At 59.9% G+C, this 14,073-nt stretch carries 16 protein-coding genes; 6 read left to right on the top strand and 10 right to left on the bottom strand.

Annotation, left to right across the window (positions count from 1 at the left end; all coding sequences use genetic code 11):
• Positions 1-72: 72 nt before the first annotated feature.
• Entirely contained in the window at positions 73-282 is a 210-nt protein-coding gene (locus AC1D2R_RS20410; protein WP_477969845.1) for a hypothetical protein, read from the bottom strand.
• Positions 283-412: 130 nt separating this feature from the next.
• On the opposite strand from AC1D2R_RS20410, the gene AC1D2R_RS20405 reads away from it, so the two are divergent.
• Together AC1D2R_RS20405 and AC1D2R_RS20400 are read left to right on the top strand one after the other, a co-directional pair.
• Entirely contained in the window at positions 413-1,036 is a 624-nt protein-coding gene (locus AC1D2R_RS20405; protein WP_477969843.1) for a TetR/AcrR family transcriptional regulator, read from the top strand.
• An 82-nt stretch (positions 1,037-1,118) separates the two neighbouring features.
• The gene (locus AC1D2R_RS20400) at positions 1,119-1,307 is read left to right on the top strand and encodes a hypothetical protein (protein WP_477969841.1); all 189 of its coding nucleotides are present in this window, start codon (positions 1,119-1,121) and stop codon (positions 1,305-1,307) included.
• Between the two features lie 52 nt (positions 1,308-1,359).
• Here AC1D2R_RS20400 and AC1D2R_RS20395 read toward each other — a convergent pair whose 3' ends face one another.
• From AC1D2R_RS20395 to AC1D2R_RS20380, 4 genes are all read right to left on the bottom strand, one after another.
• The gene (locus AC1D2R_RS20395; protein ID WP_477969839.1) at positions 1,360-2,814 is read right to left on the bottom strand and encodes an O-antigen ligase family protein; all 1,455 of its coding nucleotides are present in this window, start codon (positions 2,812-2,814) and stop codon (positions 1,360-1,362) included.
• A gap of 299 nt (positions 2,815-3,113) precedes the next feature.
• Positions 3,114-4,184 (bottom strand): DUF6492 family protein, encoded by a 1,071-nt coding sequence (locus tag AC1D2R_RS20390; protein ID WP_477969837.1) that lies wholly within the window; start codon positions 4,182-4,184, stop codon positions 3,114-3,116.
• Between the two features lie 74 nt (positions 4,185-4,258).
• A complete protein-coding gene (locus AC1D2R_RS20385) occupies positions 4,259-4,696 on the bottom strand; it encodes a DUF1810 domain-containing protein (RefSeq protein WP_477969835.1) in 438 nt (145 codons plus the stop codon).
• Between the two features lie 78 nt (positions 4,697-4,774).
• The gene (locus tag AC1D2R_RS20380) at positions 4,775-5,083 is read right to left on the bottom strand and encodes a hypothetical protein (RefSeq protein WP_477969833.1); all 309 of its coding nucleotides are present in this window, start codon (positions 5,081-5,083) and stop codon (positions 4,775-4,777) included.
• A gap of 219 nt (positions 5,084-5,302) precedes the next feature.
• Here AC1D2R_RS20380 and AC1D2R_RS20375 point away from each other — a divergent pair, with 219 nt between their 5' ends.
• The 3 genes from AC1D2R_RS20375 to AC1D2R_RS20365 are packed head-to-tail and all read left to right on the top strand — an operon-like array spanning position 5,303 to position 8,402.
• Complete coding sequence (locus tag AC1D2R_RS20375; RefSeq protein ID WP_477969832.1) at positions 5,303-6,673, top strand: amidase; 1,371 nt, start codon at positions 5,303-5,305, stop codon at positions 6,671-6,673.
• Positions 6,674-6,724: 51 nt separating this feature from the next.
• Positions 6,725-7,585, top strand: a complete 861-nt coding sequence (locus AC1D2R_RS20370) for a sugar phosphate isomerase/epimerase family protein (RefSeq protein WP_477969830.1) — start codon at positions 6,725-6,727, stop codon at positions 7,583-7,585.
• Positions 7,586-7,604: 19 nt separating this feature from the next.
• A complete protein-coding gene (locus tag AC1D2R_RS20365; protein ID WP_477969828.1) occupies positions 7,605-8,402 on the top strand; it encodes an HpcH/HpaI aldolase family protein in 798 nt (265 codons plus the stop codon).
• A 2-nt stretch (positions 8,403-8,404) separates the two neighbouring features.
• On the opposite strand, the gene AC1D2R_RS20360 is transcribed toward AC1D2R_RS20365, so the two are convergent.
• From AC1D2R_RS20360 to AC1D2R_RS20340, 5 genes are all read right to left on the bottom strand, one after another.
• Positions 8,405-9,076, bottom strand: a complete 672-nt coding sequence (locus AC1D2R_RS20360) for a spermidine synthase (protein WP_477969826.1) — start codon at positions 9,074-9,076, stop codon at positions 8,405-8,407.
• A gap of 95 nt (positions 9,077-9,171) precedes the next feature.
• Positions 9,172-9,447, bottom strand: coding sequence for a hypothetical protein (locus AC1D2R_RS20355; protein WP_477969824.1), 276 nt, complete (start codon positions 9,445-9,447; stop codon positions 9,172-9,174).
• A gap of 90 nt (positions 9,448-9,537) precedes the next feature.
• Positions 9,538-10,179 carry a ThuA domain-containing protein gene (locus tag AC1D2R_RS20350; RefSeq protein ID WP_477969822.1) on the bottom strand — a complete coding sequence of 214 codons (642 nt, stop codon included), beginning with the start codon at positions 10,177-10,179 and terminating at the stop codon, positions 9,538-9,540.
• A gap of 18 nt (positions 10,180-10,197) precedes the next feature.
• Complete coding sequence (locus tag AC1D2R_RS20345; RefSeq protein WP_477969820.1) at positions 10,198-11,298, bottom strand: Gfo/Idh/MocA family protein; 1,101 nt, start codon at positions 11,296-11,298, stop codon at positions 10,198-10,200.
• Between the two features lie 33 nt (positions 11,299-11,331).
• On the bottom strand, positions 11,332-12,531 hold the full coding sequence (locus AC1D2R_RS20340; RefSeq protein ID WP_477969818.1) for an ROK family protein: 1,200 nt from the start codon (positions 12,529-12,531) through the stop codon (positions 11,332-11,334).
• Between the two features lie 211 nt (positions 12,532-12,742).
• On the opposite strand from AC1D2R_RS20340, the gene AC1D2R_RS20335 reads away from it, so the two are divergent.
• The gene (locus AC1D2R_RS20335) at positions 12,743-14,053 is read left to right on the top strand and encodes an ABC transporter substrate-binding protein (protein ID WP_477969816.1); all 1,311 of its coding nucleotides are present in this window, start codon (positions 12,743-12,745) and stop codon (positions 14,051-14,053) included.
• The last annotated feature ends 20 nt before the right edge of the window (positions 14,054-14,073 follow it).

The following is a 14,073-nucleotide window of genomic DNA, read 5'->3' as shown; positions in this document are numbered from 1 at the left end:
AGCGGCTCAAACAGATAGAGCCGCCGCTCGAGTGAGCGACGGCTCTTTCCGGGGCAGGGAAAAGCCCGAAAGTCAGCAGAAGCTGCAGGTCGCAGCTGGATTGCCGGTAATCGCGTTCATAAACTTGCCCGCCGGGGAAACGCGCTGTTCGCGTTTGACGGCCGCCGTCTCGAGGAGGCGCTTGAAATCGTCAAGCTTCACGCCGTCGGCGCGCATCACCATGGCGATCAGGGGGTCGCGAAGGGCTTCGGATATCGTCAGGTCGTCTCTGGTCTTTCTCATGGCTCATTCCTCCTTTCGTGGGCAGAAGCCCGTGTTCCGCTCCTGCCGCAATGCCCTCTCGGCATTGACTTTCGCAAGGAGTGGTGTTACCGGTAAGTAACAATGCATTTGTTACCGATCGGTCACATGGATGTCAAGGACCTTGTCCTCAAAAAAATCAGAAACTTCAAGCGTACTCTTTCCGGCGAATTCAGACGAAAAGATCCCCCCGCGGGAGCGAATTGTCTCGACCGCCGCGGAGCTGTTTCGCGAGCACGGCATTCGCGGCATTGGCGTTGACGCCATCGCGGATGCGGCGCTGACCAACAAGATGACGCTCTACCGCCACTTCGGCTCCAAGGACGAACTGGTCTGCGAGACGTTGCGCCGGGCATCGGAAAAAGCCGAAGCGATCTGGCGGGATCTGGAGACGGCCCATCCGGGCGAGCCCCGTGCGCAGTTGATCGCCTGGGTCGAAGCTCGCACGCAAAGCCTCTGCGGCCAGCATGTCGGTTGCGATCTCGCCAACGCTGCCATCGAGCTGAAGGGCGAAGGACATCCGGCCTACGGCGTGATCGAGCGCCACAAGGCCGAACAGCGCGACAAGCTGGAGGCGCTCTGTCTCGCGGCCGGCGCGCGCGAACCACAGCTCCTTGCCGATACACTGACGCTGCTACTGGAAGGGGCGCGCGTGACGCGGCAGGCAATGGGCAATGACACCTGCTGCAACCATTTCTCCAAGGCTTGTAGCGCCGCTATCACGGCTTTTGCCTGAGGTCGACCCCGCGACAGACGGGAACCTTGCGGCTTCGGTAGCGTTTTCCACCTGACGTGGAAAGCGAGATTGTAGCACTGACATGAACTACATCTATCTCAATCGGCTGTATGCCAGGCGCGCCGAGCTTGAAGCAAAGCTGGAGCTTTACGACGCGCGCGACTGCTTCGGAGACGATGACGTCAACGATGGCACGGATCGTGATCTTCGCGAACGGATCAACGAGACTTCAGCGGAGATAGACGCACTGGAACATTCCAACGCTGGTTAGCTGCCCGGATCTGGCTCTGCGCTGCCTCTGCCTGCACCGTCAAGTCCATAACTCAACTCGGACTAGCGGTTACCACAGAGCGGCCTCTTGACCCTGGTCTCGCTTCGTGGAGCCGGGGAGTGGCTGTGGTTCTACTTGTGCGCACTCGAGTGGATCGCGCTGATGATCGGCCGTCTGTTTTTAGCAACTCGTCCACCTTAACATCGACAATCCAGACACCACTTCCCAGAACGAGCAGAACCAAAACATAGGCTGCATTCCAAAAATGGACCGTGAAGCCCATCATGCACAGGCTCAGCACTGTGGCGAGATAAGCGCATCGGTAGTCGCTGAGGCGCTTATCGAGCCCGCCCTTCATTCCGACTGAGACGACGCAGATCGCGACCGAGAGGCCAATCAGCAACGACGCCGGCAGCCCGTGTTTGACTGCGACGTACAGCCAGAAATTGTCGATGCTCGCCGGCATCCAAGCTGGTCTTATCCACTCGTTCAGGCCCGTTCCGAGCCATGGATTGTTCCACACTGACGACCAGCCGTACTCCCAGATCAGATTGCGGAACCAATAGGACATCGGATCAAATGTGAGGCGGCCGATGGTCATGTCCACTATAGATCTGTTTGTCACCCACGACATCACCTGCGCGGCAGCGAGTGCCAGGATGGTCGTGGCCCATAGAGTGGTCAGGCCAATGACTCCGGCCAAACGTTTCCAGCCGACCAAGAGAACCTGCAGAAATATGCCAAGAAGTGGGCCGGACGAAAGGGAACAGGCGGTTGCAAGTACAACAACGCCCGCAAATCCGTATTTTCGCGCAGCTGACTTGCCATAACCGAGCACCAGATAGGTGAATGTCAACGCGCTACCGCAGACGACACCGAGAAGGATCGGATGATCATACGGACCCTGAGCTCGCCAAAAGCCGGCGCGAGGTGTCATACCTGCGTCGGGAAAGGTGGGGTGCAAAATCCTGAAAATATGCAAAGTGGCGGTCCACCCCGTGGCCGTTTCAATCGCCACGAGTGGCAGCAAAATCACTACCAGCGAAAACAAGGCTTTACTGAACGATCGAAAGTCATTCGCGTTTCGAATGCAGCATCGAGCGAGGAAATACGGGCCTAGCGTTTCCAACAGGGCAATCCCAGCGGATTGCAATCCTTCCTGGCCGTTCACTGCGATCAGCGAAACGCCGATCCACGCGGAGAACGCGATAACTGAAATATCCGCCGCCTTGATGCCACCTGCTTTGCCACACAACCAATAAAACAGGCACGGAAGGAAAGCGAGGCATAAGAGAATTCGGTACGCCGACATCCGAAGCGGACCGATGTTGATAATCCACGGGACGCCAATAAGCATGATGAAACCGACTACCAGAGCAACGCTTAACCCCGCTCGTTTCTCCTGTGATTGCCCCGTCCGCGTTAGTTGTCCGGACCGCTGGCGCACGACCGATGATGATCCGTCGGGTAAAATGCCGGCTGCGGAATGGAGCGTAACTTGATTCATTCGCGTCATAAAGCCTGGTCGTCCCCTGACAGCTCGCTCAGCACGACTGCAATATCCTGAAGCTTTTGGAGCCAAAGCCGCACATCACGCTTGAATCCGTCTTCGTGAAACTAAACTAATTTTAGTGGGAAACATGGTCGTAAGAAACCGAGCCTTTCGAGGTAACGGCAGCATGCCCTGTTTGCTCGCCCAGGACGGCATACGGTTTCCCGATTCGGTCGCTGCTGGTGGCCGAACCGGTTGTCATCGTGCTTGCGCCCAGACATCGACTCGAGGCTGTTGCAGCAGCCGACGAGCAGTCACGATTGCGCTCCCAGGTAACCGCTTTTTCCGCGCCCGAATTTTGAGAGCGCGGCGGCGATTATCTCCGCTCTGACGTCCAAGGGTGTCCCTGACGTGGACTGAACCAGTATCGCAAGGTCGGAGCTGTCAACTGACGCCACAAAATTCTCGATGTCATCGCGGCTCAATGCCTTGGTGTCCCAGTGGCTAAGGCAAAGCGATGCGTCTGAGGCGAAGGACCGGTCCTTCTGTGTACCGAGAAAGTCGACATATGCGCCATAAATCGTCCACTCCGACAGTCGCAGCTCAGACGCCAACACAGATGGCCAGCTCGTGGAGTTCACGAGTTCTATGCGCCGCTGGATGGCACGGACGATGGAAGGGTCCCATACGACGAACGATGAGACGTAATCTGCAATCTGATCGGAGGGGCTATGCTGTATGCCCAGGATGCGCCGGGCTCCCTCATGCCACGATGTGTGGTTGGTCATCTGCGAAGAGACCGAATTTGGCTTTCTGTAAAGCCTTACGGCCCCATCCCGGATCAAGTGCCATGGCCGAACTTCGTTGATGAGAACGACATCAGAATCGAGCATGATAACCGCGTCGGCGTCCATGGAGCCAACTGCGGACAGCTTAAGTATCTGCTGTAGAATCCAGCCACGTATCGGCGGCCATGGCCGTCGCAGATTTATGAAAAGCTCGCCGCGGCTCATGGCATTCAGAGCCTTGATATTTTGAACGAAAGGGGCGGAACCAAGCGCTTTCGACAGATATGATGCGGACACAAAACCGGCAGGAAGAAGGTCGTTGGTGGTGTGAATTTTCAGCCGGCTTGATTTCCAGCGAGAGAACAACGCTACGTCTTCCCGCGGAACAACGATGTGATGCACCACGTCTTCAGGGGTAAAACGAAGGACCGATTTGTGCAACTCTCCAAAGCACTGCAAATCACGTCGGAATGTTGGGGTAAGTGCAGCTATATTCGGCAAACGACGCTCCCATTGCATATTCCATGCGTCCGGATATTCAATACTCGCCGGAACGGCATTCTCTTTAAGAAAATCCGACAGCTTTATTTTATACACGAACTACAATTGAGTGGAACGCTGTCTATTGGAGGTATACCGGCAGCTTCTCTTGGAAAACTCTGGAATTGTTGCTACTTGCCCGCATCCAGCAACGCGACCGTGCGGCTGTCGAATTGTCCCTCGTACAACTGATCGATGACCGTGTGAAACGGCGACCCGTAATCGCTGACGGCCGAGAAGAGCGTCATGGAGGATCGCAGCTTGAGATCGTCAGGCGAACCGAAAATGTCGTTCGCCGATCGGCCTTTCACTGAAAGGACCGCCTCCACGCATCGCAGCAGGCGGCTGCCCAGAATAGGATCGGCCAGATAGGCCGAGGCTTCGTCGGCCGAGCGAATGGCGTATTTCTCTGCCATGAACGACGAGCCGAGACCAGCGACCTGCGGAAAGATGAACCACATCCAATGGGATTGTTTGCGGCCGGCCTCCAATTCTGCCAGCGCTCTGTCATAGATGCCGTTCTGGGCATCTATGAAGCGATCGAGATCATAGTCAATGTCAGCGGACATTTCGGCACCTCCCTGCCGTCAACTATATCGGCAGGGGAGTTTGTCCATGGCCTGCGCGTCGACACGCGCGGCGGGCCGTCAGCAGAACTTGTCGGCGTAAGGGCTATGCTCGCGGCAAAAGTCGAGTGCCGGAAGCGACCCCGAGATCGAACTCACTGTTTCGGTGTCGACACCAGATGCCATTGTGCCCCCCATATGGGCTGTAAAGCCTGCGATGCCCAGAAGCAGCAGGGTACCGACAACGATGAACCTTTCCGAGACCGATGGTCGATGCGCGCTGACATGTTCGGCGTATTCGCGTTCACTCATTCCGTTCATCTCTTCGTCCGTTGCATGATGTTGCACGGTGTCGCCGCGGACAGCGTTCCAATTGTCGTCATTTGTCATCTTCCTTCTCCTGCAATGCTGCGTGGACCGGCGAACGCAGATTTTCCGCCGGCGGTTTCCACGCCAGCAGCATGTGTGATTGCCGTCGCTCCAGTTGAAGGCCGGATGCGCAAACGCAGTGTTCATAAAATCGAACCAATCGGTTTGATGTGACTTTAAGGGCTTGGCTCTTCGAGAAAATTCGGCTTAGGTCGGACATCATCCAGATTGCGGAACCCCATGAAAAAATCACCTGGCGCCATGTCCGTCGCGCAACTTTCCGTCCTCATCCAGAGTGCAGCCGTCGACCCGGTCGATGTCGCTGAAGAGGTTCTCGATGGGATCGAAGCCTATGCTGACCAAGCCGTCTTCACCGCGCTCTTCAAGGATCGCGCAATCGAAGAGGCGAAGGCATCATCGGCCCGGCTGAAACAGGGTCGCTCGCGTGGCTTGCTGGACGGCATCCCGGTCGCCTGGAAGGACCTCTTCGACATCGAGAGACGGGCCACGACCGCCGGCTCCACCGTGCTCGCCCAAGATCCGGCTGCGAAGGCCGATGCGGTCGTCGTAACCGCTCTCCAGCAAGCCGGGATGGTCTCCATCGGCTGCACGAATATGAGCGAGTTCGCATTCTCTGGCCTCGGGATAAACCCACATTACGGCACACCGCGCAATCCTCTGAGCACCGACGTGCCGCGCATTCCCGGCGGCTCGTCGTCGGGCGCAGGCGTTGCTGTCGCAGCCGGCCTGGTGCCGGTGGCCATGGGAACAGATACCGGCGGCTCCGTGCGCATCCCTGCCGCCTTCAATGGTATCGTCGGCTACAAGGCAACGCGCGGCCGCTACCCCATGGGTGGTGTCTATCCACTGGCAAAAAGCCTCGATTCGCTCGGCCCTCTCTGCAGGACCGTTCAGGACGCAGTCTGGGTCGACGCCGCGATGCGTGGATTGACAGCTCCGAACATTGCGCAAGGTACAATCAGGGGGCTCGATGTTGTCATCCCTGATAACGTCGTGTTCGACGGTGCCGAAGCCGGTGTCATCGCAGCCTTCGAGACCGCAGTCGAATGGCTGATCGCCGAGGGCGCCTCCGTCAGCCGCGTCACCATCCCCGCCTTCGACGAGATTCTGGCATTGATGGCAAAGCACGGCGCGCTCGTGACCGCCGAGGCCTTCGCCCTGCATCGCGAGCGGCTGGCCGGACCCGAGGCGGCGCAAATGGATGGTCGCGTCGTGGTGCGGACGCGTCTCGGTGAAAGGATCACCCTGCCTGACTACCTCGCAATTCTCGAGGCGCGCCAGCGACTGATTGCAGACGTCGAGCGCCTTGTCGGCGACAGTTTCGTCGCCTTTCCATCGGTTGCCCACGTTGCGCCACCGATCGCGCCGCTCGAGGCTGACGACGAGCTTTTCTTTGCGGCCAACGGCAAGACGCTGCGCAACACGATGCTCGGCAACTTTCTTGACTGGTGCGGGGTGTCTATCCCCTGCGGCACGGGCGATGCGGATATGCCGGTCGGGTTCCTGCTTTCGGCTTTGCCTGGGCGCGATGAAGCCTTGCTGAGTGCGGCGCTTTCGACCGAAGCCACCATTCGGGGAGATTTCGTTTGAAGTTCCAAGGTGTTGTTGCCTAGATAGGCACGGAGCGAGGAGGAGTATGGTATGACTGAGAATTTGGAGAACGGACGGTTCGCCGTCTCGACGTGGTCGTTGCACCGGCTTCTCGGCGCGACCTACCCCTATAGCCCGGATCCCGACAAAAGCGCTGAGCGCAAAGAGCCCTATGGCCCCGGCAGCGCCGCACTTCTGGAGATCCCCAAGCAGCTCAGCGATCGCGGTGTGGGCCGCCTTGAGATCTGCTCATTCCATCTGCCGGCGCTCGATCGCGGATATCTCGCTGAGCTGCGTTCGTCGCTCGATGATGCAGGCATTCTGTTCCAGACGCTGCTTGTCGAAGACGGTGATCCGAGCCATGCGCCGACCGCTGAGCGCGACATCCACTGGATCGCTGGCTGGATCGAGATTGCAGCAGCACTCGGCGCCAGAAAGATGCGCGTCATCGCCGGCAAACAGCAGCCGACCGGGGAGAACCTGACACGCGCCGCCGGACATCTGTCGTGGCTGGCAGATCGGGCTGAAGAAAACGGCGTGCGCGTCGTCACCGAAAACTGGTTTGATCTCTTACCGTCGCCGAAGGAGATGAACTTTCTGCTCGATCGGCTGGATGGCAAAGTCGGCCTCAACGGCGATCTTGGCAATTGGGCCGCGCCCGAAAAGTATGCCGGTCTGGCAGACATCATGAGCCGCGCGGAAATCTGCCACGCCAAGGCAAACTATGGTGCATCCGGCCTCGACGCGGACGACTATCGCAAGTCCCTCGAGGCGTGCCGGCAGGCAGGCTATGTCGGTCCGTATACGCTGATCTACGATTCGCCCTTCTTTGCCGACGAGTGGGACGGCATCCTGCTGCAGAAGGCCTTCATCGAGGAATTTTATCAGGAGAAGCAGCGCGCTGTCGGCTGAGCTGCATGAGGAGACTGGAATGAGCGGTTCAAGCACGATCGATGGCTTTGCAAAGCGCATCAGAAGCCGCGAGGGGGGCGGGATGATTTCGGCCTGGATCGGAATTCCCGATCCCCTGTTCGTCAATCATCTGGCACAGGAAGCCTTCGACGCGGTCGTACTCGATATGCAGCATGGCGTTTGGGACATGGCATCGGCAGCCAACGGCATCGGCCAGGGGAGACTGGCCGGCAAGCCGGTGGTGGCACGAATTCCGGTTGGCGACTTCGCGCTCGCCTCGCGTCTGCTCGATGCCGGCGCCTCGGGTGTTATCGCCCCGATGATCAATTCCGTCGCCGATGCCGAGGCCTTTGCCAGGGCGACCAAGTATCCGCCGCTCGGCGAGCGCAGCTGGGGGCCGACCCTGGCGATCAACCAGAGAGGCCTCTCCGCGAGCGACTACCTTGCGACAGCCAACGAGCAGACGGTCGCCATCGCCATGATCGAGACGCGCGCAGCGCTCGACGCCGCCGATGAGATCCTGCGCGTCGCAGGCATAGACGGCATTTTCATCGGGCCTGCCGACCTCTCGATCGCGCTTTCCAATGGCGCGAAGCTGGCGCCCGATACCCCGGAGATCGATGGTGTTCTCAAGCATCTCGTTGCCCGCTGCCGCGCGCACGGCAAGTTTGCCTGCATCTTTGGCAGCAATGGCGAGCGTGCAGGTGAGCTGCTGAAAATGGGCTTCGACTTCGTGATCGCGGGAGCAGATACGCAACAGCTGCGCCTGGGCGCGGCAAGCGCCATTGCCGCAGCCCGCAAAGTTCAGGCCGGCTGACGCTATTTCACGGCGAGCCAGATGACGTGGCGCGCGCCGCCACGTTTTCCGTTGGCCCGCATATTGATTGCCTCGACCGAAAACCCGCTGTCGCGCACGCGGCGCGTAAAGCTCGTATCCGGGCCGGACGACCAGACCGCCAGCACACCGCCCGGCCGCAGCGCATCGCGGGCCGCGCGCAAGCCTTTGAGATCGTAAAGGCTGTCGTTTGACTTGCGGGTCAGCCCATCCGGGCCGTTGTCGACGTCGAGCAGGATCGCGTCGAACGTGGCCTTGCTGGAACGGATGAGTTCGCCAACGTCGCACTCGTGGACAGCCACACGCGGATCGTCGAGACAACCCTTGAACACCTCCGCCATCGGCCCTCTCGCCCAGCTGACGACAGCAGGCACCAGTTCGGCGACGACAATGCGGGCATCCTGGGCAACAACGGCAAGTGCCGCGCGCAGGGTGAAGCCCATGCCAAGGCCACCGATCAGGATACCGGGGCGGGGTCGGCCCTTGATCTTCTCATAAGACAGCGTCGCAAGCGCCTCTTCCGAACCGCTCAAGCGACTGTTCATCAGTTCGTTCGAGCCCAGCATGATCGAAAACTCGCTGCCGCGCTGCTTCAGGCGCAGTTCGCCGGCTTCGCCGGGAATGGGAGCGGAATCGAGCTGGATCCAGGGGAGCATGTAAACCGGGCCTCACGTTGAGCGGCCCCCGTAGCACAAAAGACCTGTCCCGCGAACCTCAAACTAGGATCGCGGGTTCATCATCGTGCAGCGCCTTACTGGTTGTCCGAGCACACCTGGTTCGCGGGGGTGCGTTTCGATTGCTGCTGCGGGCACTTCCACTGAATGGTTCCAGAGCTCGTGCTGCCGGTTTCGAAAGCGTCGAGCGGGATGGAAAAACCGCCGCTCGGCGCCTGGTCCGCACGGCCCGTTCCAAGCGGCGCGGAACCATCGTAGCGGCCGCTGCTGTCCATGCCCATACTGGCTTGCGCAAAGGCGCTGCCGGCAAGGCCGAGGAGAACGATGGAGGTCATTGCGATAAGCCTGTACATGATCGAAATCCCTTCCTGTTGGAACACCTGAAAAGATAGCGCGCCTGCCCGGTTTGTTAAAGACATGCGCGCTTACCTATTTGGATTAGTTCAACGAGCCGCCCAGTTTGCGCCCCGGCGGAAGATGGTCTTCATTTCAGGCACGGAGAACTCCTTGGCCTGGTGACCGAGGGAGGAATAGAAGACGCGGCCCTTGCCGTACTTCCGTTTCCAGGCAACCGGCATCACAACTCCATCGATCCAGTAGGCATGGTCACCCGTGAATGTCGTTGTTGCCAGCACTTCATTCGATGGGTCGACATGCATGTAATATTGCTCGGACGTATAGGGAAAGTCAGCAATGCCGTTCATGATGGGGTCGTCCGGCCGGGTGATGTTGACCTTGTAGTCTATGATGTTGCCGGGATGAGCGACCCATTGGCCGCCGACGATGAACTGGTATTCGACGCATTCGCGGAAACTGTCGCCCGCGCCGCCATGATATCCGGCAAGCCCCACCCCGCCTTCGATCGCTTCGGCGAGGTTCTTGATTTCTTCCTTTTCGATCTTCGACATCGTCACGATCGGAACGACAAGCGAGAGATCATGCACGGAAGGATCGGCAAACGCTTCCGTCGTGTGCTCGACATAGACCTTGAAGCCATCCTCCTCGAGGATGTCCTTGACGATTGCCGCGCATTCCTGCGGTTCGTGGCCGCTCCATCCGCCCCAAACGATCAGTGCTTCACGCATAGTTTTTCCTCCTGATGATTACTTGCCCAGCCGTCCGTCGACGAGGGAGACCGAAAGCGGCGCGGGCCGGTCGGTCTGAGTGGTGATGGCGACCGTGCGGCCGGTGTCGGATGCCGTTTGGAAGGCCTCCATGACTTCGAGGACATGGAGCGCCAGACTACCGTTTGCCCGGTGCGGCCGGTTCGAGCGGATGGCGTGGGCGAGATCCGCGACGCCGATCGAGCGGTAGTTTCCATCTGCGTAAGGCGCTGTCAGCGGTTGCGGCTCGAACGCACCGCCCTTTTTCAGAAGTTCGACCTCGCCGCCGAAATGATTGGGATCCGGCATGATCAGCGTGCCCTCGGTGCCGTAGATCTCCAGCGGTACATGCTTGTGGCCGGCAACATCGAAACTCATCCCGATCTGCACCACCGCGCCGTTGGCAAAGGCCATGAGGCCCGACACATGCGTCGGCACATGTACCGGGATATGCTCGCCGTTTCTGGGTTCGCTGGTGATAACACGCTCGCTGCGCGGCGTGATCGCGAAGCCCGCGACCTGCGAAACCGGACCGAACAGGTTGACGAGGTCGGTGATGTAGTAAGGTCCCATGTCGAGCATCGGACCACCGCCAACCTCATAGTAGAACCCGGGATTGGGATGCCACCGCTCGTGGCCGGGGCACATGAAAGTCGCTGTGCCGCCGACCGGCTGGCCGATGACACCCTGATCGACAAGGGTGCGCGCCGTCTGGTGGCCACCACCGAGGAATGTGTCGGGTGCTGCACCGATGCGCAAGCCCTTCGCCCTGGCGGCATCGGCAAGCGTCTTGCCCTCCGCGAAATTGATGCCGAGCGGCTTTTCCGAATAGGTGTGCTTTCCCGCAGCCAGCGCCTGCAGGCCAACGGCCACATGTGCCTTCGGCACCGTCAGATTGACGATGATCTCGATTGCCGGATCGGAAAAGAGTTGATCGATGGTCTTGGCAGGCACACTGAATTCGGCCGCCTTCGCATCAGCGAGCGCCTGATTGAGATCGGCCACTCCCCTGATGTCAAGAATGGGGAATGAGGCCATCGCCTTCAGATAGGCACCGGAGATATTGCCGCACCCGATGATGCCTATGCCGACTTTTTCCATGATTTCCTCCCGATGGATTTTGTGATGCCAGGATCAGAGCGCCGGTCCAGTGGTGTTCCAGGGCGACTCGTAGAGTTCGTAAAGGGCGACAGCGGCGGCGCCCTGTGCCCAGAAATCGTCCGTCGAATCGTCGAAGACAAGTTCGGCGACGCCCTTCAGCGACGGCGGAATGGCGAGCGCATAGGCGTTGCGCAGGCTCTCCAGAAAGGGCTCGCCAAGCGCAAGGCTGGAGCCGACCAGAATGACGCGCGGTGGTGCGAAAATGGTGACGATGTTGGCTACCGCCACGCCAACGGCTTCGCCTGCGCGAATGGCGGCAGCGATCAGCAAGTTGTCTTCGGCCTTGATGAGCGCTTGAGCGTGCGTCATGCCGCGGCCGAGACGGATTGCCTCGGCGAAACGGCCGCCGGCCGGCTGATCGCCCAGGATCTCGCTCTCGCCGGCCTGGCTGGACAACCGCACGATGCCGCGCGGCCCCATGCCAAGGACCAGGTCGCCGAGATTGTGGCTGAGGCCGCCGGCACCGCGGAAAAGCTGATTGCCGTGGAGGACGCCCAGGCCAAGCGTCTGCTCCAGCGAAATCAGCACCATGTCCTCGAGATCGCGTGCCTTGCCGAACCAGTGGTGCGCGAGCGTGATGGCATGGGCATCGCTTTCCACGATCGTCGGTGTGTGCAGCCGCGCCGTCATTTCGCTTGCGAAATCGACATTCGCATCGCGGAAGATCGGGCTGCTGCGCACGTGGCCCGTGCGATGTTCGATGACGCCGGGCAGGCCGAGGCAGACGGTGTCGACATCCTCCAGCGACAGGCCCGCGTCAACGACGCAGCGTCGCACCCCGTCCTCGACAAGATCGGCAATGACGCCGATGGGCTGGCGATCGATGCGGATCGGCAGCGTTAGCTTCGATAGCACGTCGCCGCGAAAATCGGTGACGACGAAAACCAGGCGGTTTGCCGCGATCTTGGCGCCGACGACGCGAGCCGCGTCCGGATTGAGCTCCAGCATGACACGCGGCCGGCCGCGGGCGGCGTCGTTGCGAATATCGCCTTCATGACGCGGCAGGATCAGCCCGTCGTCGAGCAGCGAGGCGGTGATGGCCGAAACCGTCGTCGTCGACAGCTGCGTGCGCTCGCTCATCTCGACGCGCGATATCGGCCCATGCCGACGGATCGTATCCAGCACGTTCAAGCGATTGATCGCGCGCATCAATTCCGGATCTGCGGTCTTCATGAGGTCTGGCCGGGCTCTTCCTGCGTTTGTCGAAACAGGCAATTAATTTCAACGGTATGCGAATTAAATAGCGCGAGTCAGCGCACCTCTGTCAAGGCAAATCTATCAATTTCAACGTGGGGAGTTGACATTCCGGCAAACCTCCCGATGATTTAATCCGCATAAGGGAAAAAATTGAAGAGGACGGTTTTTCCCTTGAGGAGGAGAACCTATGTTTGATCATCTAAGGGCGAAAGCCCTGTTTCGCAGTCGTTTCATCGCCCGCTCCGCTGCCACCGGACTGGCGCTTCTGATTGCCGCCGGCAGTGCCGCGGCCGATACCACCGTGAAGTGGCTGCATCTTGAGCTCGATCCGAACTATGTGGCGATTTGGCGAAAGATAGCCGACAAATACCAGGCCGAGCATCCCGGCGTGAAGATCGAAATGCAATTCCTGGAAAACGAGGCCTTCAAGGCGAAGCTTCCGACCTTGCTGCAGTCGAGCGATGCCCCGGATTTCTTCTACAGCTGGGGTGGCGGCGTGCTGAAGCAGCAGCTTGCCACCGGCACGCTCATGGATCTGACCGAGGCGATGAATGCCAAGGACGGCGCCTGGGTGAAGACCTATAACCCGGCGGCGATCAAGGGGCTTTCCTATGACGGAAAGATTGGCGCGGTTCCGCTCAAGATGGGCACCGTTTCCTTCTTCTACAACAAGGCACTGTTCGCCAAGGCCGGCGTCGATGCCGCCAGCATCAAGTCCTGGGACGATTATCTGGGGGCCGTGAAGAAGCTCAAGGATGCCGGCATCGTGCCGATCGCCGGCGGTGGCGGGGAGAAGTGGCCGATCCACTTCTACTGGAGCTATCTGGTGATGCGCAACGGCGGCCAGAAGGTCTTCGATGCAGCCAAGACCGGCGAGGGGGAAGGTTTCAACGACCCGGCGATCATCAAGGCCGGAGAGCAGCTTGCCGAGCTCGGCAAGCTGGAGCCGTTCCAGCCGGGCTATCTCGGTGCAACCTGGCCGCAAACGCTCGGTGTCTTCGGTGACGGCAAGGCCGCGATGATCCTGGCCTTCGAAAACACCGCGGCCAACCAGCGCACGAATGCCGGCGACGGCAAAGGGCTCGATCCCGACAATATCGGCCGCTTTGCGTTCCCGGCCGTGACCGGTGGCGCAGGTGCGGTGACCGACACGCTCGGCGGATTGAACGGCTGGGCGGTGACGAAGAAAGCGCCGCCCGAAACGCTCGACTTCCTCGCCTATCTGACCAATGCGGAAAACGAGCGCGCCATGGCAAAGGCCGGCATGATCATTCCTGTCGCGGTCGAAGCGCTCGATGGCGTAACGAACCCGTTGCTGCACGAGTCGGCCGAGCAGCTGGCGCACTCCACCTGGCATCAGAATTTCTTCGACCAGGATCTGGGGCCCTCCGTCGGCCGCGTCGTCAACGACGTGTCTGTGGCGATCGTCTCGGGGCAGATGAGCCCGTCGGACGGCGCCCAACAGATCCAGGATGCTTTCGAGCAGGACCAGCTTTAACGAAGATCATCGCGGCGCGG

The sequence above is a fragment of the Rhizobium sp. P1_C7 genome (assembly GCF_056406295.1).
This window is presented reverse-complemented; position numbering and strand designations above follow the sequence as displayed.

Excerpts from the sequence above, each read along its gene's own strand:
- AC1D2R_RS20370 (WP_477969830.1), top strand. The coding sequence starts at position 6,725 with ATGACTGAGAATTTGGAGAACGGACGGTTCGCCGTCTCGACGTGGTCG.
- AC1D2R_RS20405 (WP_477969843.1), top strand. The coding sequence starts at position 413 with ATGTCAAGGACCTTGTCCTCAAAAAAATCAGAAACTTCAAGCGTACTC.
- AC1D2R_RS20355 (WP_477969824.1), bottom strand. The coding sequence starts at position 9,447 with ATGTACAGGCTTATCGCAATGACCTCCATCGTTCTCCTCGGCCTTGCC.
- AC1D2R_RS20360 (WP_477969826.1), bottom strand. The coding sequence starts at position 9,076 with ATGCTCCCCTGGATCCAGCTCGATTCCGCTCCCATTCCCGGCGAAGCC.
- AC1D2R_RS20365 (WP_477969828.1), top strand. The coding sequence starts at position 7,605 with ATGAGCGGTTCAAGCACGATCGATGGCTTTGCAAAGCGCATCAGAAGC.
- AC1D2R_RS20375 (WP_477969832.1), top strand. The coding sequence starts at position 5,303 with ATGAAAAAATCACCTGGCGCCATGTCCGTCGCGCAACTTTCCGTCCTC.
- AC1D2R_RS20350 (WP_477969822.1), bottom strand. The coding sequence starts at position 10,179 with ATGCGTGAAGCACTGATCGTTTGGGGCGGATGGAGCGGCCACGAACCG.
- AC1D2R_RS20400 (WP_477969841.1), top strand. The coding sequence starts at position 1,119 with ATGAACTACATCTATCTCAATCGGCTGTATGCCAGGCGCGCCGAGCTT.
- AC1D2R_RS20340 (WP_477969818.1), bottom strand. The coding sequence starts at position 12,531 with ATGAAGACCGCAGATCCGGAATTGATGCGCGCGATCAATCGCTTGAAC.
- AC1D2R_RS20410 (WP_477969845.1), bottom strand. The coding sequence starts at position 282 with ATGAGAAAGACCAGAGACGACCTGACGATATCCGAAGCCCTTCGCGAC.
- AC1D2R_RS20345 (WP_477969820.1), bottom strand. The coding sequence starts at position 11,298 with ATGGAAAAAGTCGGCATAGGCATCATCGGGTGCGGCAATATCTCCGGT.
- AC1D2R_RS20385 (WP_477969835.1), bottom strand. The coding sequence starts at position 4,696 with ATGTCCGCTGACATTGACTATGATCTCGATCGCTTCATAGATGCCCAG.
- AC1D2R_RS20380 (WP_477969833.1), bottom strand. The coding sequence starts at position 5,083 with ATGACAAATGACGACAATTGGAACGCTGTCCGCGGCGACACCGTGCAA.
- AC1D2R_RS20335 (WP_477969816.1), top strand. The coding sequence starts at position 12,743 with ATGTTTGATCATCTAAGGGCGAAAGCCCTGTTTCGCAGTCGTTTCATC.
- AC1D2R_RS20395 (WP_477969839.1), bottom strand. The coding sequence starts at position 2,814 with ATGAATCAAGTTACGCTCCATTCCGCAGCCGGCATTTTACCCGACGGA.